The sequence below is a fragment of the Wolbachia endosymbiont of Phyllotreta cruciferae genome, from assembly GCF_918697765.1.
Taxonomy (GTDB): Bacteria; Pseudomonadota; Alphaproteobacteria; order Rickettsiales; family Anaplasmataceae; genus Wolbachia; species Wolbachia pipientis.
Genome location: NZ_OU953855.1, coordinates 630,281 through 650,043, shown reverse-complemented (window position 1 = coordinate 650,043; position 19,763 = coordinate 630,281). Strand labels below are relative to the sequence as shown.

16 protein-coding genes and 4 pseudogenes are annotated in these 19,763 nt (G+C 34.5%); 15 read left to right on the top strand and 5 right to left on the bottom strand.

The features are described 5' to 3' along the window. Window positions 1-148 precede the first annotated feature (148 nt). Entirely contained in the window at window positions 149-361 is a 213-nt protein-coding gene (locus NL281_RS03060) for a hypothetical protein (RefSeq protein ID WP_065094389.1), read from the top strand. A 103-nt stretch (window positions 362-464) separates the two neighbouring features. Here the strand turns inward: NL281_RS03060 and NL281_RS03055 are convergent. Together NL281_RS03055 and ltrA are read right to left on the bottom strand one after the other, a co-directional pair. Next, window positions 465-1,702, bottom strand: a pseudogene (locus NL281_RS03055) (IS4 family transposase). A 106-nt stretch (window positions 1,703-1,808) separates the two neighbouring features. After that, window positions 1,809-2,906, bottom strand: a pseudogene (ltrA, locus tag NL281_RS09150) (group II intron reverse transcriptase/maturase). A gap of 1,064 nt (window positions 2,907-3,970) precedes the next feature. Here ltrA and NL281_RS03045 point away from each other — a divergent pair. From NL281_RS03045 to ccmE, 8 genes are read left to right on the top strand one after another with little or no spacing between them, the layout of a single operon-like run. Further along, on the top strand, window positions 3,971-4,558 hold the full coding sequence (locus NL281_RS03045) for an NADH-quinone oxidoreductase subunit J (RefSeq protein ID WP_006279581.1): 588 nt from the start codon (window positions 3,971-3,973) through the stop codon (window positions 4,556-4,558). Further along, window positions 4,549-4,857: an NADH-quinone oxidoreductase subunit NuoK gene (nuoK, locus tag NL281_RS03040; protein ID WP_006012916.1), complete on the top strand. Its 309-nt coding sequence runs from the start codon at window positions 4,549-4,551 to the stop codon at window positions 4,855-4,857. The genes NL281_RS03045 and nuoK overlap by 10 nt, the downstream gene beginning before the upstream one ends. Before the next feature lie 4 nt (window positions 4,858-4,861). Beyond that, window positions 4,862-6,709, top strand: coding sequence for an NADH-quinone oxidoreductase subunit L (nuoL, locus tag NL281_RS03035; RefSeq protein WP_022626390.1), 1,848 nt, complete (start codon window positions 4,862-4,864; stop codon window positions 6,707-6,709). Between the two features lie 3 nt (window positions 6,710-6,712). Beyond that, the gene (locus NL281_RS03030; RefSeq protein ID WP_253303600.1) at window positions 6,713-8,155 is read left to right on the top strand and encodes a complex I subunit 4 family protein; all 1,443 of its coding nucleotides are present in this window, start codon (window positions 6,713-6,715) and stop codon (window positions 8,153-8,155) included. Beyond that, entirely contained in the window at window positions 8,152-9,516 is a 1,365-nt protein-coding gene (locus tag NL281_RS03025) for an NADH-quinone oxidoreductase subunit N (protein WP_253303599.1), read from the top strand. Before NL281_RS03030 ends, NL281_RS03025 begins: the two co-directional genes overlap by 4 nt. A gap of 17 nt (window positions 9,517-9,533) precedes the next feature. Continuing rightward, window positions 9,534-10,256 (top strand): biotin--[acetyl-CoA-carboxylase] ligase, encoded by a 723-nt coding sequence (locus tag NL281_RS03020; protein WP_253303598.1) that lies wholly within the window; start codon window positions 9,534-9,536, stop codon window positions 10,254-10,256. Beyond that, on the top strand, window positions 10,253-10,390 hold the full coding sequence (locus NL281_RS09145) for a CcmD-like small membrane protein (protein WP_006012903.1): 138 nt from the start codon (window positions 10,253-10,255) through the stop codon (window positions 10,388-10,390). Before NL281_RS03020 ends, NL281_RS09145 begins: the two co-directional genes overlap by 4 nt. After that, a complete protein-coding gene (gene ccmE, locus NL281_RS03015; protein ID WP_253303597.1) occupies window positions 10,374-10,775 on the top strand; it encodes a cytochrome c maturation protein CcmE in 402 nt (133 codons plus the stop codon). Before NL281_RS09145 ends, ccmE begins: the two co-directional genes overlap by 17 nt. Before the next feature lie 234 nt (window positions 10,776-11,009). On the opposite strand, the gene NL281_RS03010 is transcribed toward ccmE, so the two are convergent. Then, window positions 11,010-12,179, bottom strand: coding sequence for an IS4 family transposase (locus NL281_RS03010; RefSeq protein WP_253302993.1), 1,170 nt, complete (start codon window positions 12,177-12,179; stop codon window positions 11,010-11,012). Window positions 12,180-12,201: 22 nt separating this feature from the next. Between NL281_RS03010 and NL281_RS03005 the strand changes: the two genes are divergently transcribed. Together NL281_RS03005 and NL281_RS03000 are read left to right on the top strand one after the other, a co-directional pair. Next, window positions 12,202-12,594, top strand: coding sequence for an IS4/Tn5 family transposase DNA-binding protein (locus tag NL281_RS03005; RefSeq protein ID WP_253303482.1), 393 nt, complete (start codon window positions 12,202-12,204; stop codon window positions 12,592-12,594). Between the two features lie 135 nt (window positions 12,595-12,729). After that, window positions 12,730-13,305 carry a hypothetical protein gene (locus tag NL281_RS03000; RefSeq protein WP_253303596.1) on the top strand — a complete coding sequence of 192 codons (576 nt, stop codon included), beginning with the start codon at window positions 12,730-12,732 and terminating at the stop codon, window positions 13,303-13,305. A 10-nt stretch (window positions 13,306-13,315) separates the two neighbouring features. Here the strand turns inward: NL281_RS03000 and NL281_RS02995 are convergent, their stop codons facing one another. Beyond that, a complete protein-coding gene (locus NL281_RS02995) occupies window positions 13,316-14,404 on the bottom strand; it encodes an IS481 family transposase (protein WP_253303703.1) in 1,089 nt (362 codons plus the stop codon). A gap of 73 nt (window positions 14,405-14,477) precedes the next feature. Between NL281_RS02995 and NL281_RS02990 the strand changes: the two are divergent. The 4 genes and pseudogenes from NL281_RS02990 to NL281_RS02975 form a co-directional block, all read left to right on the top strand. Next, window positions 14,478-14,711 (top strand): annotated as a pseudogene (locus tag NL281_RS02990) (TomO hydrophobic C-terminal domain-containing protein); the annotation flags it as partial. 420 nt (window positions 14,712-15,131) lie between these two features. Next, complete coding sequence (locus NL281_RS02985) at window positions 15,132-16,169, top strand: ankyrin repeat domain-containing protein (protein WP_253303595.1); 1,038 nt, start codon at window positions 15,132-15,134, stop codon at window positions 16,167-16,169. Next, a complete protein-coding gene (locus NL281_RS08695) occupies window positions 16,112-16,753 on the top strand; it encodes an ankyrin repeat domain-containing protein (RefSeq protein WP_370274053.1) in 642 nt (213 codons plus the stop codon). The genes NL281_RS02985 and NL281_RS08695 overlap by 58 nt, the downstream gene beginning before the upstream one ends. A 145-nt stretch (window positions 16,754-16,898) precedes the next feature. Then, window positions 16,899-18,227 carry a hypothetical protein gene (locus tag NL281_RS02975; RefSeq protein WP_253303594.1) on the top strand — a complete coding sequence of 443 codons (1,329 nt, stop codon included), beginning with the start codon at window positions 16,899-16,901 and terminating at the stop codon, window positions 18,225-18,227. Window positions 18,228-18,524: 297 nt separating this feature from the next. On the opposite strand, the pseudogene NL281_RS09140 reads toward NL281_RS02975, so the two are convergent. Beyond that, window positions 18,525-19,626, bottom strand: a pseudogene (locus tag NL281_RS09140) (IS3 family transposase). Window positions 19,627-19,763 lie beyond the last annotated feature (137 nt).

Genomic DNA, 19,763 nt, shown 5'->3' with positions numbered 1-19,763 from the left:
AAGAAGCACACAGACTGCAAATGGGTCATACTGTATGTTGAAAGGTGGATGAAATTCCCTATTCAGCAAGCAGATGGCAGTAAGGTAGTTAGGGAAAAAAGGAGTTCCGCAAGGAGGTTCAATAAGCCCAATCATTTCAAACATATTTATGCACCATGCATTTGATATATGGATGAAACAAAATCACCCAACAGTACCATTTGAAAGATATGTGGATGATGCGATAGTGCACTGCAGAACTAAAAGACAGGCAGAATTTATGCGAGCAGCAATCGAAGAAAGATTGGCACAATGTAAGCTAAAATTGCAACCTGATACCAATGCCATTCCAAAACTCCATCATTATACTGCCTTAGTATAACCTTCTCACTTCTACCGTCTATTTGTTTGTTATGTAATAGAAATTGGTATGAGATTGAAGAATTAAGTGTGAACGGACAATGGCGTCAACTTAAGAACTTTCATTAGCAAACTCTCCTAAAGACATGATGGCGTTTGGGCTTATCTACCTTATCGCGGCTATACAATCGTCCCGGTCGGATTTTAACTTTAGCGCGTATACTTGCTCTATCAAAAAGGGCTTGAAAGTTTTTTGGCGCAATAAGTACCTGATAGAGTTTCTGCCTCATTACACCAAATAAAACCGAAAAATTTAAACGATACTCAGCAATTTGATCTGGATTCCAAGGCCCTTGTGCATTACACATATGAAGCGACAATATATTACACATGACTAAGTTTGCCCAAAATTCTTGTAATACAGCCTCTAAATTTACGCCAGAAAAATTCTCTAATTCTGCACCTATTTTGAGTCGTTTATAGCACTCCTCTATATGCCACCTTAACACATAAGCTTTGCTGATATCTTCCAAAGTAAATTTTACTCGGTCAAAAAGTGAAGTAATCAATACCTCTGTTTCTCCGTTGGCTAATGTCAGCACTATTACTCTTACTTTCTGTCCTTTCATTTTATTTTTTAGCTTTTCATTTTCTAATATAAAATCGAAATCTAATTCTCCAGATGCAATTCGTTCCCATAGCTTGCTATAATTTCTTTTTTGCAAGCGAAAAATAAAATCTACTTCCAAATCATAATGCTGCTGAATGAATTTTACTGAAGACGATCATAGATAAATAATAATTTCTTTTGATTTAATGAACGCATTTGAGTGATAACTTCGGGTAATTGCTCTTCCGCCAACGTTTGTTCACCTATATTCCAAGCCGCAAGACGAGCACTACAAATCAGCGAAGTACACAAATCAACAAACAAATTGCCAATGGTGGCATTATACCTGTTGTTCCATTTGGTTTAAAACGGCCAAACTCGGATACAATTTCTTCAGAGCTCGGTAATCGAATACCAGAACCATCTGCTGCAATAAGCCTATAGCCTCTCCAACTCAGGCTCATCTTGATAGGCTGTTTGGATGCTTAAATTCTTTAAAACCTGTATGACAAATCTTATATCTTGCTTTAGAAAAAGCTTGCTTTGAGGGTACATGTCAATGGCTCCATAAGTTCACATTCTATTCCCAAACTTTTTTTAACTAACTTTAAAATCATAGAAAATACTGTCGAAAAAGGAAGTTTTCTTGTTCGTGTAAAACTCAACACAATGGATTCTCTGAAAAGCTTTCGAGTATATTATATTTTTAATTTGTAGAATAAGATTTTTTCCTTTTTGTTTGGTAGAAGTCATAGTTTTAAATCCTCCTGATTAAGTTTTATCGCTATGACTCCCCCACCAGAACCGTGCTTGCAGCTTTCCCGCACACGGCTCCACAATGTAGTATTCACAGCATTTCCTATTTTGTATATAATGAGTAGCATATTCTTGGTTTTGGTAATGGATTAACTTGTAGATAGTGTATAAATTGCTTTGAATTCATACTCTTCTTCTGACTACGTCGGTTTATCCATTTATACGCTAGCTTGATTACCCGCCAGAAGAATTTATTCAACCACCGGTAATTTCCGCTAACTCCGAAGTAGTTATAGTGTCCTGTTAGTTTTGCTTTAAGTATTGACCACCAATCTTTAAGGTGAACTTTATTTCGAATCTTTTTCACCCATTCTTTGATTTCTTTAAGTTTTCTAGATAGATTTTCTTTCGAGGTTTTATGACCTACCATTACTCTACCTTTACGACTCCTTGTACCATAATGGGTGAATCCTAGAAAGTTGAAACTTTCCGTTTTTCGTTTCTCCCTTATTCCTTGTTGCCACTCCTTTTTGCCAAACTTTACTATTCTTGTTTTGTCTTCAGATATTTCCAGTCCAAATTTTCCTAGCCTTTGTTTCAGTGACTCTAAGAGTTCTCTAGCATCTTTTTCTCTTTCGCAGCAAATCAGGTGATCGTCTGCATACCTAACTAGCTCCATATAACCTTTAGATCTTAGCTTGAATTTCTTTTCAAACCACAAATCCAGCACATAATGCAACTATATATTAGCTAGTATAGGACTTACTATTCCCCCCTGAGGTGTGCCTAGTTCAGTTGCTTCATAATGTCCTGCTTCGACTACTCCTGCCTTAAGAAATCGTTTTACTAACCACAGTATGTTTGGGTCTGTTATCCGTTCTCTCAAGCATCTCATTAGCCATTTGTGCTGGACATTATCAAAGAATTTCTTGATATCAACTTCTACTACATAGTTAGTTGGTCTGTACATAACTGCTTTATTTAGTGCATTTACCGCTTGATGACAGCTTCTACCAGGACGAAAACCATATGAGTTATCCAGAAAGTTAGCTTCATAAATATTTTCTAATATCTTCTTCAGCATTATCTGGACTAACTTATCTTCTGTAGACGGTACTCCAAGCCCGCGTTTCTCTTTGCTTCCAGCTTTTGGTATATATACTCTTTTCACTGGTTGCGGTTGATATCGCTTTCTTTTCATACTATCCACCAGAGTGTTGAGCTTCTCTTCAAGATTTTCTCCATAAGCTTCTACTGTCACCTGGTCTATACCGCATGCTTTGTTATGCTTTAGCTCTTTATAACATTCAGCAAGATTCTCTGCGTTTATCAGATGAATTAACGATTAAATTTCAATCGTTTATCTTGCCTGGCTCTTACTGCTATCTGATTTAGTTTTCTTTGCACGTTATTCCAACCTCCGTTGTATTGGCATAGCAATTCCTAAACCAGTCACTATATTGCTGACCGCTTCCCCTTGTATGTGGCTTTCCCACACTCTGAGTACTATCAATCAGTCCGACTTCCTTTATATCTTCCGTCAGTACTCGCCTTTGTTGACTTGTTCCAACGTACCTTAATAGGAATACAAAGGATCTCCCAAGTTTACGTAAACTCCATCTCAACACGTGATACGGCCTCAGATCCCGATAGAGTGAGTGATAACTTGCCCTATTGTTACCCTTCTTGCTGTCTTCCACTATATGCAACGTGTCGACCTCTATGACATCGAGAATTTCGGGACTCAATACCTTCACTTTCGTTGTACCCTGTGTTGTCCATTCCACTAGCTTTACTACGCTCGTTACCTTACGCAGCATAGTGGTTTGTTCCAGCCTGCTGGCTAGGCTTTGCCTGGGTTGGATTTTCACCAACTGGACTTTACGCACTTTGCTTGGCGCACGCATATTTCACCTAAAAAGGACACATTTTAGACTTCTTTGTTGAAATAAAACAGAAACAAAAGTGCTGTCCCTTGCACTCTTTGGATAATTTAATGATAAAAAATTTGGAGAGAAATTTTATACACTATCGCTGATATTTTTCCTTAAGTTGACGCCATTGCCTGAACTTCTGCTTGTTGGGTGGATAAGTGGAGTTTGGAATGGCTTATATGTACGCCTTCATTTCTATTTCTTCAGCTTTATAATAATTTAAAATGGAGCTGGAGCTTTGTAGTACAATGTTTTCAAACGTTTAATATAATATTGACTTTACCACGATAGTCACTTTAAATTAGTAACTATTGTTGCAGTTAAAGTATCGATGCCTTTTTTCTTTTATTTTTTTGCAATTCTCAGCATTTTATCTGCTGTATGCGTAATTAGTGTAAGAAATCCTGTGCATGCAGTATTATTTTTAATTTTCACCTTCGTTAACTCTGCAGTTCTTTTCATTCTCCTTGGAGCTGAGTTCATTGCTATGATGGTGATGATAGTATACATCGGTGCGGTTGCGGTGTTGTTCCTCTTTGTAGTTATGATGCTCGATATTGACTACATAAGGTTGCGCCAGGGTTTTGCAAAGCATTGCACTCTTGGTGCTATGTTGTGTGTTGTGTTTTTTCTAGTCATCAGCTTTGTAATCCGCAGCTCAGCACCGAATATAAGCAATGTTATAAACTATAATACCAATAATGTGAAAGCTATTGGTAATTTGCTGTATACCGACTACATGTACGCTTTTCATCTTTCTGGTATTCTGCTGCTTGTTGCAATTGTCGGTGCAATTGCTCTTACTTTGCAGGACAAGAAAAAAGGAGTTAAAAAACAGAATGTATTAAAGCAATTGACACAATCTTCATCTGTAAAATTGATTAAGGCTAAATTTGGAAAAGGAGTAGAATGGAAATAGGATTAAATCACTTTTTGATAGTTGCTGCTGTTTTGTTCACTATTGGAGTGTGCGGTATTTTCATCAACCGTAAGAGCATAATCAATATATTGTTATCAATAGAAATATTATTGCTGGCAATTAATATCAACTTAGTTGCTTTTTCTGCCTTTATGAATGATATAGTTGGGCAAATTTTTGTGATGTTTGTGTTGACTGTTGCGGCAGCAGAGTCAGGAGTTGGGCTTGCAATATTGGTTGTATATTATAGAAGCCGTGGCAATATAGATGTTGAACAAGCAAATTTAATGAAAGAATGAAAGTATGATGGATATACTGAAATTAATAGTATTTTTGCCACTTTTTGGTTCGCTATTTGCAGCACTTTTTAGAAAAAGTCAGTTAGTTACAACGGCAGGGATTGGAATATCTGCAGTTTTATCTTGGTATGTTTTTCTCACATTCTCTGAAAATTATCACTTGAGTTTATTTCCTTTGTTTTCATTGAGCATCTTAAAAGTAAATTGGGCAATTAGTGTGGATGCTCTCTCATCCTTAATGCTTATTGTTATTACCACCGTTTCACTGGTAGTACATCTCTACTCTATCGGTTATATGGAGCATGATAAGGGGAAGTCGAGGTTTTTTTCTTACCTATCGCTATTTACGTTTTGCATGATTGTGCTGGTTGTAAGCGATAATTTCGTGCAGCTTTTTTTTGGCTGGGAAGGGGTTGGCCTATGTTCTTATTTACTCATAGGATTTTGGTTCCAAAAATATTCTGCAAATAATGCAGCAATTAAAGCATTTGTTGTGAATAGGGTAGGAGACTTTGCACTATTGATTGGAATCTTTCTTATTTATTATACATTTCACTCTTTGAATTTTACTGAAGTTTTTGACACAACTGATCTTCTTGGCACGCAGAACATTAGGGCATTCTGCTGTGAATTCAAAGTAACTCATATAATATGCATATTACTTTTTATTGGCTGTATGGGTAAATCTGCACAGCTTGGTTTACATGTTTGGTTGCCAGATGCAATGGAAGGGCCAACTCCTGTTTCTGCACTTATTCACGCAGCAACGATGGTAACAGCAGGTATATTTTTAGTAGCAAAGTGTTCTCCATTGTTTGAGTTATCAAATGTGGCACGAGAATTAATAGTTATCGTTGGAGCACTCACTGCTTTTTTTGCAGCCACCGTTGCAATTACTCAGAACGATATAAAGAAAATAATTGCTTATTCAACCTGCAGTCAACTTGGTTATATGTTCATGGCATGTGGGCTTTCTGCTTACAATGTTGCTATTTTTCATTTAATGACACACGCTTTTTTTAAAGCTCTACTATTTCTTGGTGCTGGCAATGTGATTCATGCAATGCATCATGAGCAAAACATTCAGAAAATGGGAAATTGCTGGAAGAAAATCCCTTGCACTTACGCTCTCATGTGGATTGGATCTCTTGCGCTTTCTGGGATATTCCCATTTGCAGGTTTTTATTCAAAGGATTTGATAATTGAACATGCTTATAGCACGGATAGCTTTGCTTTTGTAATAAGCTTAGTTGTTGCATTCTTCACAGCGTTTTACTCTTGGAGGTTATTGCTTCTTGTGTTCCACAGCCAAAAACAAAGTAAAATTAATATACATGAGGCACCAAAGATTATGCTTATACCATTACTGATACTCGCTTTTGGATCAGTATTTTCTGGAATATGGGGAGCAAATATTTTGAACATAACTAGTAATGCGTTTTGGAAATCAAGTTTAGTGATGATTGATGAGCATGGAGTTCATAATTTCTTTATAAAACTACTGCCAACCTTAGCAAGCCTAAGTGGAATAGCACTTGCGTACCTAATTTACCAATATCAAGTAATTAGGCAAATTAAGAGTAAATTTTTACTTAAGTTTTTGCAGAATAAATGGTACTTTGATGAGGTGTATGAGTTTGTTATAATTGCACCGATAAGGTTTATATCTAGGCTTCTATGGAAGTTTGATGTTAAGGCTATTGATTCATTTGGACCAAATGGTGTTGTAAGGTTGGTTAATGAATGTTCAAAAAGTTCTATAAAGTTACAAACTGGTTATATATTTGATTATGCATTTATTATGTTTGTTACTTTAATAATCGGTGCTTTATATATTATTGGAATTAAATAGAAGGTGTTGTTACTTAGTATATTTTTGCTTCCACTGATAGGAGCGTTGATTTTATCCTTAATCAGGATTAATCATCAATCTATACACTTAAGATTCCTTGCTCTATTTTTTGCTGTACTTCCATTTTTGCTTAGCATTGTAGCTTGTATAGAATTTGATTATAACGATGCGGACTTTCAGTTTGTCAGCTACCCAATTAGAAATGTTGGAATAGGGATAGATGGTATATCGTTGCTTTTCCTTCTGCTTACAACTTTCTTGTTTGTAATTTGTATACTCTACAACTGCAAAATGAGTTATACAACCCTTAGGCCATATATGGCATTATTTCTACTGCTTGAGAGTTTTGTAGTCGGTTTTTTCGTTTCACTGAATGCTATAAGCTTTTATGTGTTTTTTGAAGCTGTTTTAATACCAATGTTCTTTATTATTGGCATTTGGGGAGGAAAACACAGGGTATATGCAACGTTTAAGTTGTTTCTTTATACATTAACTGGCTCATTATTATTTCTACTTGGATTGGTGTACATCTATAGCACTTTTGGGACGTTTAATATACAAAAATTAGCTACATTAGTGCCAAGCCTTGATCTTGAAGTGCAGTCATTGCTGTGGATTGCATTTTTTATTTCTTTTGCAATAAAAGTACCGATGTTTCCATTTCACACTTGGCTTCCTGATGCGCATGTACAATCACCAACTTCTGGATCTGTGATTTTAGCTGGCTTGCTTATTAAAATGGGAGGATATGGATTTTTAAGGTTTTCTATTCCAATGCTTCCTCAGGCAAGTTTGTATTTTTCAAATTTCGTTGTTGTGCTGAGCATTATTGCGGTGATATATGCTTCGCTAGTTGCGTTTGCTCAAGATGATATAAAGAAGTTAATAGCTTATTCTTCAATAGCACATATGGGGATCGTTACTGCTGGCCTCTTTTCATTTTGTGAGGAAGGAGTACTGGGTAGCATATTTCAAATGATTAGTCATGGCCTTATTTCTGCTGCTTTATTTTTGTGTGTTGGAATGCTATATACTCGAACTGGAACTTTGGAGATTGCAAAATATTTTGGCATAGTAAACACAATGCCAAAATTTGGTTTTATGTTCATTTTATTTTCAATGGCTTCAATAGGGCTACCTGGAACATCTGGATTCATAGGTGAGTTTTTGGCTATGGTTGGAATGTTTAAGAGCATAGGGTTTTTTACAGGATTTATCGCACTTGGCACTATTTTAAGCGCAGTTTATATGCTGAATTTATGTAAGCAAATAATATGGGGGGTTAGCTATTCTAAATTATTAAATAACCGTTTGGATAGCATAGAATTTTCTGTCTTAATTCTGCTTGCAGTGTTTGTTATTTTGCTTGGATTTTACCCAACCCTTGCACTGAATTATTTGAAGCCATGTATGGCAAATTTGTTAGTCAAATATAATGCGCTATGAATTATATACAGATATTGCCGGAAACGTTCTCTATTATCTCCTCGTTCGTATTGCTGCTGCTTGGGATTATATTTAACCGCCGAACTATCAACTTATTAGCACTTGGCTGCACAGTGGTAACTTTGATTATTTTAATTCTTTCGGCAGAAAACAATGAAATTTTTCTCTTTAATTCGTTATTAAAACTCAATTTATACATCAGGTTAGCCCAAGGGTTAATTCTCAGCACAGGAATTTTAATACTTTTGATACTGAATTTATCAAAATATGACTATAAATATGAATTTTCAATACTGATTCTTTTTGCGCTATTTGGCATGATAACTTTGGTTTCAGCAAATAGTCTGATTTCTTTTTACTTAGCTTTTGAGTTGATGAGTATATCTTTGTATGTTCTTGCAAGCTTTAATAAAGGTTCGATTTATTCATGTGAAGCGGGAGTGAAATATTTTACACTCAGTGCACTATCTTCCTGCATTATGCTATATGGAATGTCGCTGCTTTATGGATATACAGGACAAGTCAATTTCTCTGAGCTCGGTTCATTCTTGCAAAGCCATCAGATAACTTATGGAATAGTTTTTGGGTTAGTTTTTATCCTTATTGGTTTGTGTTTCAAGCTTGCTATTGCTCCTTTTCATATGTGGGCTCCAGATGTCTATCAAGGTGCACCTACCATAGTAACTGCGTTTTTTTCTACGGCCCCAAAAGCTGCACTTGTAACATTTTTAATTCGATTGATGAATGAAGAGTTAGTAAATGTAAAAAGTTATGTTCAGCCTATTTTCTTATACGTTTCAGCATTGTCTGTGCTTATCTCAGCTTTTGGGGCCTTGCATCAGCAAAACTTAAAAAGGCTGCTTGCTTACAGTTCAATTGGTCACATTGGTTTTATATTTGCTTCACTTTCTATTTTTACACAAGCAGGAACAGATAGTGCCTTAATGTATCTGGTGATATATATCATCACAAGCATAGGGCTATTCTCATATCTCGTACAAATTGACGATGACGATTGTGATATTGCTAATTTATCTGGTATAGGGAAGAAACGCCCAATTGTAGCATTTCATCTTTCTGTACTGTTACTCTCGATGTCGGGAATACCTCCACTTGCAGGTTTTGTCGCTAAATTTTTTATATTCAAAAGTTTAATAAATTCTGGCTTTATCAGCCTGTCCTTGATCCTTGTAATAGCGAGCGTGATATCATGCTACTATTATTTAAATATCATGAAAGTTATGTATTTTGATAAAGCTAGTGGTAATAAGGTTGCTTATTCTAAGGGTCTATTCATTATTACTTCAGTGGCTTCACTGATCAACCTCGTTCTTTTCTTGTACGTTTTACTCACTCATTGAACTAAAGGACTGACAAGGTGATCCCTGAGGGCTTTCATATTCATCATTACAAAGAAGTTTCAAGCACTAATAAAGAAGCGTTGGATTTAATTGATAAAGGAATATCAAATGAAACTATTGTTGTTGCTGATAAACAAACAGAAGGCAGGGGGCGCACCGGAAAAAACTGGATTTCTCCAGAGGGTAATTTCTATGCGAGTTTAGTGGTAGGTCAAGTTACAGACATCAGCAAATTAACAGAATTGACTTTTGTTACGGCTCTTACTGTTGGAAATACTATACTGTCATTCATAAATGATCTCAATCTTCAATACAAATGGCCAAATGACATTCTAATCGATGGCAAGAAAATAAGCGGAATATTGCTTGAAAAAAGATCTAATTCGAATTGGCTCATTATAGGAATTGGAATTAATATCAATCATGCACCACTTCCAGGAACAACGTGCATTAGCAATTACGGTGAGTCTGTGTCTAACATAGATCTATTAAGGAAATTAATAATAAATTTTAATAAGCTAAGAAAGCAATGGCTATTTGATGGGTTTTATGCTATAAGAGAAATGTGGTTAAAAAAAGCATTCAAAATGAATGAGCAAATCAGTGTAAAGTTAGCTGACAAATTGTATGAAGGAATTTTTGCTGATATAGATAAAAGTGGTAAATTGGTGTTGCAGCAAAAGGATGGAAGCTTAATTTATTTTGATGCAGGTGAGTTATTTATTGGCAGTGCATTATGAATACATATGTAATTTTTGCTTACCTTATTAGTCTTACATTGATTACCGGAGAACTGATTCTTACCATTTCTTGCTATATTAAAAGTAAAAAAATTCTAGAAAGCCTGAAAGATAATAATGAAGAAGAAACATAAGCGATTACTTATAACTTCAGGAATTTTCTGCTTTTTAAGTTGTGCAGTTTTTTTTATTTTAACAACGCTCAAAGAAAATATCTCATTTTTCTATACAGTAAGTGAGGCAATAGTTTTACCAAATAATCACAAGCCAATCCGTGTTGGTGGAATGGTTGTTGAAAATAGCGTGATACGGAGCGAAAGCGAAGTAGTTTTTCAAATGACAGATTTTAATAAGAGCGTCACGGTAAAATATCAAGGAATACTTCCACCAATGTTCTCAGAAAAAAGTGGTGTTGTTGTGCAAGGTAAAATGTTTGATAATAGTACTTTTCTTGCAGATACAGTGTTTGCAAAACATGATGAGAACTATATGCCGAAAGTTTTCAAACAGATTCCCTAACCCCAACTGTACCTAAATAGTATGTGAAAAAAGTAATAGCCCAGTGGGCTATTACTTTTTCTTATTTTTGCTAATTATTAGCTATTTTCTATCCTAGTGGATTTAACTCTTACTTTTACCCACAAATGTAAAAAGTGAGTAAGCTAAATAATTTAGGATCAAAATGATAGAAACAAGTACAAGCGTGCAATATACAGATGGCTTAGGGGATAAATGGCATAAGTGTTGAAAGTATCAAAAATAACGTGATATGAGATGATCAACGGCATGTAAATTACCTCCCGACAGTAAAACAATCGAACGTATAAAAGAGTCATTTAGATCCAATGTGAATTGCAGTAATGCTATTTTGAACCCATGTAGATTATTTTTGATTTTATAAACAAGAAATAACAAAGCCGTAATAATAATCATGTAAATATACACCTTCATGCCATTCATAGTATGGCTTAAAAAGTGCTTATATCCAAGATTTTGCTTTATAAATTTAAAGAACACTTCTATATCCCATCTGCGCCTATATAGCTCTGTTACTTCATAAGCTGGCATTTCAAACAAGTTTGTCAAAAACCATATTTCATCTCCAATTTTATTTCTGATTTTTATTAGCCGTAGATCATGCTTTTCTGCCACTTTACCTCGTGCACGATAAAGATTAACTATTATATCTTCTAAAATCTCTGATCCATCCGATTTTTGTTCTCTTATAACTTTGTTCCTGCTTATAACATCATGTTTTCTTCCTACTTTAACTCTTGTGATAAATTTGTACTCCTTTTCATCAAATTCGGCAAAAGTTCCAACTTTTCTGATTCCTCTATCAAATAATAAAATATCCTCTTTTTCAACTTTAGCTTCATTAATTGCTCTCACTAATGCTATATCTTCACTACTTTCTTCTTGTCCTTTACAAAATCTTATACTTGTCGGCAATTGATCCTTTAATCCTACACTCACTTTAACTTGACTGTCGTTACTTTTACCGCCTATTTTTAGCCCATCTTTTATGAGATATCCCGATAAATTTATGATCGTCGAATCAAACTTATGTAAGTTATTTAATGTTTTTTGGGGTAATAGCTTTTTAATCTTGCTCATCAAATCAATATATACTCCCTTAAAATATTCTGGATTTATAACTTTTAACCTTTTTGACAAACCACTGTATGTTACTGTACTTTTATCGCTATTCTTATCCATTATACACCTGTTTATTACCATTTCTAGCGCTCTTAGGCTTGTTTTTTGCCCCATTAATATTAACTTCATTAGACCTTTAAATATAATCTTGCCCAACAATTTAGTATTACATTTATCTACTTCACTTAATTTTCCTAGCCTTTCTAAATCCTCATCTTTTATTAAATTTAGTACTCTTTCTATTTGATCCATTATTGCCTCCATTTTCTTGCAATAATAGTTCTTTATGTCTTTTTTGTGTTACTTTCAACACTTATGGGATAAATGGCTGGAAAGAGAGTTAAAACACATTAATTTGGGAGATAAAAGGCTTAATAAAAGGCTTATAAAAACAAGTTATTGCATAGAGGGTAAGGCATCTGGTTCAATTAATCAAAGCTGTAGTGGGTGGAAAGAAGCTAAGGGTGCATATAGATTATTTAGCAATGAAAAGCTTGAAGATAAGGAAATTTATTCTTCCCATTATAAAGAAACTAAGGAAAGAATAAAAGGAAACCAGTTGGTCTTTTCAGTTCAAGATACAAGTTATTTGGATTTTGACTCTCATATAAAGACTTTACTATTACCCACAAATATAAATGTTTGTTGCATAGCTCTTAATGGCATAACTTTTGCTTGAAATAACTGTTTATATGGTGCAATTTACAGCTTTTAGTTGCTAAAATTATAACTCTTAGTTTAATAATTTTAATCTAATAAGCTTTCAGGTTAATAAAATTAAATTATTTGAGTAAATACAATACTATGTTTTTATTTGTGGGTAAAAGTAAGTATAAAGACCAAGAGACTAGGCAGTATTTCTAAAGCTTATACAAAGCATAAAATGGGTTTACTGTTGCATAGTGCCTTAATAGTCAGCAGAGACGGATTACCTTTAGGTCTATCTTCCCAACAATGTTGGGCGCGTTCTATTAGGGAAGAAGAAACGGCACAAGAAAAAGCAAACAGAAAATACCGTACCTCCATAGAAGAAAAAGAAAGTTATAAGTGGATAACAGCTCTTAAAGAAACTATAAACAACCTTCCTCCAAATGTACAACTTGTTACCCTTGGTGATAGGGAAGCAGACATCTTCAAATTTTTATGGGTGGCTGAGACGTTAGGTAGTTTTTATGTAATCCGCAATCGAGCTAATAGAAGATTTATCTGTACTGAAGTCGGAAAAACAGATTTGCAAACACGCATCACTCAACTGCCAGTAAAAAAGAAAATTTCTCTAGAAGTTACTAAAGGTGGAAACCAGAGATCAAGGAAAGCTAATATTGAAGTTAAGTATATGAAAGGCTATATACCTATCAGATCTTCTTGTAAAAGACAAGACTTAATCTGACAGACAAGAATTAACTGACAGAAGAATTGAGGTAGTCAAAACTAATATCAGTCTCTTGTGTAATGCTACTAATATTTTTCTGAAAAGCAACATGTTTGCTATCAAGAAAAGTCTGCATAGGCGTCTTACCATAGCAATATTTACCTGAATGCGGTCTTGTTTCATTGTAAGAACGCAACCAATAATCAACATCAATCTGTAGACCTTCCAAAGAATTGTAGATTTTCTTTCTGAAGATAATATTGTAACACTCATCTTGCATAGTTCTATGAAACCTTTCACATATGCCATTAGTCTGTGGAGAATTGGCTTTGGTCCTAGAATGATCGATATTTTCGATTCCCAAATAAAGCTGATAAGCGTGATTTTCAGGCTTACCACAATACTCTGTTCCTCGGTCTGTAAGGATACGCAATAATGGCACATTTTGCTCATCAAAAAATGGTATCACTCTATCATTCAGCAAGTCAGCAGCAGTAATAGCCGTTTTGTCTGTATAAAGCTTGGCAAATGCTACTCGAGAATAAGTATCAATGAAGGTCTGCTGGTAGATTCTTCCTATACCTTTTATATTACCTACATAATAGGTATCTTGAGAACCCAAATAACCTGAATGTTCGGTGTCAATTTCACCATGTGCTTCTCTTTGTTCTTTAACTTTTTCTAAAGCTGCAAGTTGCTCTTCGGTTAATATAATTCCATCTTGAGCTACTTTTGCTTCCAGTGCTTTAAGTCTTTTCTTGAAAGTTTCAAGATCATTTCTCAGCCATATAGATCTCACTCCTCCCTGAGAAATTATTATACCTCTTTTTCTCAGTTCATTTGCAGCTCTTTCTTGCCCATATGCTGGAAATTCTGTTGCTATACCAATCGCTGCTCTTTCTATATCGTCGGAAACTCTATTCGCTAATAGAGGTTTTTTCTTACTTATCTCATGTAATGCTTCTTCTCCTCCATTTTCGTACAACTCTTTGAATCGATAAAATGTATCTCTTGAGTATCCCATCACTTTGCATGCTTGAGATACATTTCCTAGTTGTTTTGCTAGTTCTAATAACCCTAGCTTTGGTTTTAGTATTTTTGTTTGTATTGTACTCATTTCTAACACTCCTTTCTTTTATTATTTTATAACTTACTTTTTTAAAGTGTCAGATCAAGTCTTGTTTAATACAGCTCAAAGTAGAAAGCAAGTAATCTATGCTTCTGTTTCTTTTTTGTTATCTGTGGCATTTGCTGTTGGTGCAAGTTTAACAATGTTTCATTTAGCAATGTGTATTTCACTTGCTGTAGCTGCATTAACTTTTCTTGCAGTAGGATGTTACTGTTCGTATGAAGCAAATACAGCGCTTAGCAATGTTGAAATTGATCAAACAAACGGTATCGATCTTGCAGATGCTAAAAAATAGTTTTTAAGGTTTTAAATTATACTCGTCCCACCACTTGTACCGTTTGAACTTTCTTGTATAATAGTTTGACTATATCGCAAAACCAGCTATATTAGCCTACTTTTGCCACATTTAGGTACGAACTAATTTGCCCAACTTCGTTGCAACAATTTTACGCTTTTATTTTCACAACGCCGCTTTTATTTAAATTATTCTCACAAATATACTTACTTTTTTGCGTTTTTGGGGAAAGTCAATAATTAAAAATTTTGTGATGCTGAAGAAAGGCATGTTTCTATTGAATTGCACAAATATGCTCCTTCTACCGATCAAGCAGAGCAACTAAAACAATCGCTCGTAATTTTCAGGAAGACATATAAAATTCTTGACTTTTGTATCAGGCATATAATGATTAAAGCGGTTTTAAACTAAGGTAAAATTATGAATTTAAGTGAGTTGCAAGAGATATTAAGAGCAATAATACAAGATGGTGTAGATGAGAGTAATGTTATTGATAGAATAGAAAATCAGCTAAAAGAACAAGATTTTGACATAATATTTTCCGATATGGATGTAAAGACTACTTTACTGCATGTAGCTGCTTCCATGGATCGCTTAAGAATAGTTGAATATCTTGTAGGTAAAAAAAATGTTGCTATTGATTTACAAGACAAGGATGATCATACTCCCCTACACAGTGCTGTTCGCAAGAATAATTTCAGTATAGTTGAATATCTTATAAAAAATCATGCTGATCCTAATGCAAAGAACAATCACGGCTTTACTCCTTTGTACTTTGCTGCCATTAAGGGTTACTTAGACATAGTTAAATATCTTGTAAAAAACGGAGCTACTCTTGATCTACAAGACAAGGATGGTGATACTCCTTTATATGCTGCTGCTTCAAAGGGTTACTTAGATATAGTTGAATGTCTTATAAAAAAAGGAGCTAATCCGAATATGAAGAACTATCGTGGCACTACCCCCTTACATGCTGCTGTTAAAGGTGGTTACTTAGACATAGTTAAATATCTTGTAAAAAACGGAGCTACTCTTGATCTACAAAGCAAGAAGGGTGATACTCCTTTATATGCTGCTGCTTTAAGTGGTCACTTAGATATAGTTGAATGTCTTGTAGAAAACGGAGCTCCTCTTAATCTACAAGACCCGATTGGTAGTATCACTTTATACTGTGCTGCTTCAAATGGTCACCTAAACATAGTTAAATATTTTATAGAAAAAGCTGATGTTGAGACAAAAAACAGTTATATCTACACTGCTTTCTATTTTGCTATTTCAGAAGGTTACTTAAACATAATTGAATATCTTGTAAAAAATGGAGCTGCTCTTAATGTGCAAGACTCGATTGGTAATACCCTTTTACACCATGCTGCCACTAAGGGTTACTTAAACATAGTTGAATATCTTATAAAAAACGGAGCTACTCCTTACACCATGCTGCCACTAAGGGTTACTTAAACATAGTTGAATATCTTATAAAAAACGGAGCTACTCCTGAGGCAAACTATCGTGGCACTACCCCTTTACACCATGCTGCTTTAAAGGGTCACCTAAACATAGTTAAATATTTTATAGAAAAAGCTGATGTTGAGACAAAAAACAGTTATATCTACACTGCTTTCTATTTTGCTGTTCTAGGAGGTCACTTAAACATAGTTGAATATCTTGTAAAAAACGGAGCTGCTCTTAATGTGCAAGACTCGATTGGTAATACCCCTTTACACCATGCTGTTTTAAACAAGCACTTAGATATTGTTAAATATCTTGTAAAAAACGGAGCTGCTCTTAATGTGCAAGACTCGATTGGTAATACCCCTTTACACCATGCTGCTTTAAAGGGTCACCTAAACATAGTTAAATATTTTATAGAAAAAGCTGATATTGAGACAAAAAACAGTTATATCTACACTGCTTTCTATTTTGCTGTTCTAGGAGGTCACTTAAACATAGTTGAATATCTTGTAAAAAACGGAGCTGCTCTTAATGTGCAAGACTCGATTGGTAATACCCCTTTACACCATGCTGTTTTAAACAAGCACTGATTACAATGATCTCATCTCTTCACTTCTGGATAGTGGAGCTAGATCTGATATATGTGATAAACAAGGAAAGACCCCACTAGACATAGCAATTGATAATTGTAACTACTATGCTGAAGGTTATCTTTTAACTGAGGATCACAAAAGGTTGCAGCAAGAATTAGACTGTATTCTTGGTGGTGTTGACAAAGATAACCCTTCTTCTCTAAGTAAAGGTCTTACTGTATTAGAAAAGTTTTTGAATGAACGCAAGGGTACTCAAGACTTAAAGAGAGTTTTAAGCCTTCATAACAATAAAGGGAAGTTACGAATCTTTCAATATATCAGAAATGTTTTTCATAGTGATGAAACTTGTTGTAAAAAAGCAGAAAGATTGTTGCTGGCAGCAGGAATAAAAGATTTCAAAGGGTTAGATAGTGAAAAGCATCTGCTTAAATCTAGGACTCTATGGGATAATTTAATACTAGACCAGCAGGCAAAGTTAGAAGTGTTTTTAGATGAAGTAGGTAAAGCGCAAGACATGAATCAATTAGAACAAGTTGTAAACGAAGCTATAAAGTCTGGAATAAGGTTTAATTTTCCTCATCAAGGAAAGCTATATGGAAAGATGTATGAAGATAAGTATAACTTTATGGATTGTGTGATGAAAAGAATAAAAGAGATTAGTGAATTAGAAAAGAACTCCAAGGTTGCTAGTGATATAATATGTAAATTAGTATCAAAAGGAGCGGTGTGGTATGTTGTAGATAGTATGTATGTGCTCAATACACTGGAATTAGAATTTGAAGATCATGAAACTAATATGATAAAAGCTCATGGAAGTTGTGCAAATCTTACTCTCAAGTTTATGGAAGTTGTTAGAGGTGCAACTAATGGTAAGTTAAAAGATGCAAAAATGGACAACTCTACTTTCTACTTAGAGTATTCAGAGGATAGCATAATAGATGTCGCAAAGATAACAGATGGGGCAAGGAGCTTAGGGTTAACTCAAGGAAAAATAGAATACGGAAGAGATATAGTAAAGATCGGTAAAAGTGAGGTAGAAATTATAACGGAAAATGGCATAAGGCATTACACTAATCTTGCAGACAATAGTAATATAGTGTTAACTTTCTCTACTAGTTTAGGAGAATTAGAAGTTAATTTGTACCCTGACAAGCAAGATAAAATAATAGTAGAAGTTAGTAACAAAAAGGAAATACTGGAAAAGTTCAAAAATTGTAAAGAAGAATTAGGTGAGAATTGCTCGCTTGGTGGATATTGGGTCTACGATGCTATTAAACAGGGATATTTTGAAAGGTCTGGAAAACTTTGTCAATCTTTTGAAACAATTAGTCTATCTAAAAAAGTCTCAGAAGGAGTCAAAGCAGCGGTAAAAGGTTTAAAGTGTGGTGATATAGTGAGTTCTTCATCCAGTAATATATTTCCTCCAAAAGCGATTATGCAGGAAGGTAAAGCAAGAGTACCAGGAGCATGAACTCAAAGTTGCTTAGGGTCAAGTTTTGAGTATTTTACTAAAATAGCTTTAACATTTTTTGGGGAATGTTTTAAATCCTATGGTGATGTTAAGTTAATAGCTTAAGAGATATTCTAAAGGAGTTATCTTATTTAAAAATTACTTGGACGCTTATAGTTTTTTGAGCATAGCCTTTCATGTTAGATTCAAAGAAGACTGAATAGGCTGCTCCACACTTTCTACTTTCTCGAGCTTGGTGTTGGGCTTAAAGGTATTGACCTTACCCAGAAAAAGTGGAGAGAAAGTTTGGAATGTTTTTCACAAAGAGAATGATGAATCAAAATGCTCAGGAATGCAATAGTTAATAGTGACGTTGTTTGTTATAAAAAATTTCTATATATTCAAATATTGCAGTTCTAGTTTGTTGAGCAGAGTGTTGTGAAGTATCAATAAGTATTTCTCTTTTCAATGAGCTAAAGAAGCTTTCTGCAACAGAATTGTCGTAACAACAGCCTTTATTACTCATCTATATTCTTTACAGCTAAGAGATATTGATAACCTTGCGAAGTATATTGTGAACCTTGATCACTATGTAATAGTAGATTTTTGGCAGGTTTACGCTTGTTAACGGCCATTAATAAAGAGTCCATAACCAATTGTTTATTTATTGAACTGCTCATTGACCAGCCAACTACCATGCGTGAATATAGATCGATTATTGTTGCCAAATATAGCCATCCTTCTTTGGTTTTTATATAAGTAATCCCATACTTTATTTGGTTGATCGACAATAAAGTTTTGGTCTAATATATTGGGAGCTACTGTCCGTTTGTTGTTTCTTAATTTTAAATTTTCTTCTCAATATAGCCTGAATACCATTTTTCTGCATAATACTTTGCACTGTTTTTAAGTTGCAACTTTTACCCAAAGCCTTTAATTCAGCATGAATTTTAGGAGCTCCATATCTACATTTAGAAGCTTGATATATTTTTTGAATATCTGCTAATAACTCTTTATTTGCTGATTCTCTACTGCTTATTTTCCTTGTAGTCCACTTATAGTAGCCACTAGCAGAAAACCCTACATAATTCCTGCACTTTATAGTGTTTACTATGCTCTTTTATGAAAAAATATTTTACTCTTTTTGACTGGCCAGGGCTTTTTTTAAAATGTCTCTTTCTCTTGTTACTTTTGCTAACTCTTTCTGTAAATCAAATCTCTCTTTGTCATAAGGTGCTACATCTGGAAATGCATTTGCCGCTGACTTTTTTTCGTTATATTTCTTCATCCATTTTCCTAATACACTATCCCTTATTCCTAGATCTCTTGCTACTTTTGCAACTGGTTGACCTACCTTTCTTTGTTCATTTGCCAGCTTAACAGCTTCCAATTTAAATTCTGCCGTATATTCTCTTGCCATTTCTAATCCTCCAAAATTTTATTTTACCCGAAAAAACTCCTTTCTTTCTCTCCACTTTTTCTGGGTAAGGTCAAAAAGCCTATTGTCTAATTATGTACCTAAATTTTATTACGGCACTTTCACTACTACTTTAACGA

Bases quoted from the DNA above. Each gene is read 5' to 3' on its own strand.
- NL281_RS03060 (WP_065094389.1), top strand. From the start codon at position 149: ATGCACCATGCATTTGATATATGGATGAAACAAAATCACCCAACAGTA.
- NL281_RS03045 (WP_006279581.1), top strand. From the start codon at position 3,971: ATGCCTTTTTTCTTTTATTTTTTTGCAATTCTCAGCATTTTATCTGCT.
- nuoK (WP_006012916.1), top strand. From the start codon at position 4,549: ATGGAAATAGGATTAAATCACTTTTTGATAGTTGCTGCTGTTTTGTTC.
- nuoL (WP_022626390.1), top strand. From the start codon at position 4,862: ATGATGGATATACTGAAATTAATAGTATTTTTGCCACTTTTTGGTTCG.
- NL281_RS03025 (WP_253303599.1), top strand. From the start codon at position 8,152: ATGAATTATATACAGATATTGCCGGAAACGTTCTCTATTATCTCCTCG.
- NL281_RS09145 (WP_006012903.1), top strand. From the start codon at position 10,253: ATGAATACATATGTAATTTTTGCTTACCTTATTAGTCTTACATTGATT.
- ccmE (WP_253303597.1), top strand. From the start codon at position 10,374: ATGAAGAAGAAACATAAGCGATTACTTATAACTTCAGGAATTTTCTGC.
- NL281_RS03010 (WP_253302993.1), bottom strand. From the start codon at position 12,179: ATGGAGGCAATAATGGATCAAATAGAAAGAGTACTAAATTTAATAAAA.
- NL281_RS03005 (WP_253303482.1), top strand. From the start codon at position 12,202: ATGTCTTTTTTGTGTTACTTTCAACACTTATGGGATAAATGGCTGGAA.
- NL281_RS02995 (WP_253303703.1), bottom strand. From the start codon at position 14,404: ATGAGTACAATACAAACAAAAATACTAAAACCAAAGCTAGGGTTATTA.
- NL281_RS02985 (WP_253303595.1), top strand. From the start codon at position 15,132: ATGAATTTAAGTGAGTTGCAAGAGATATTAAGAGCAATAATACAAGAT.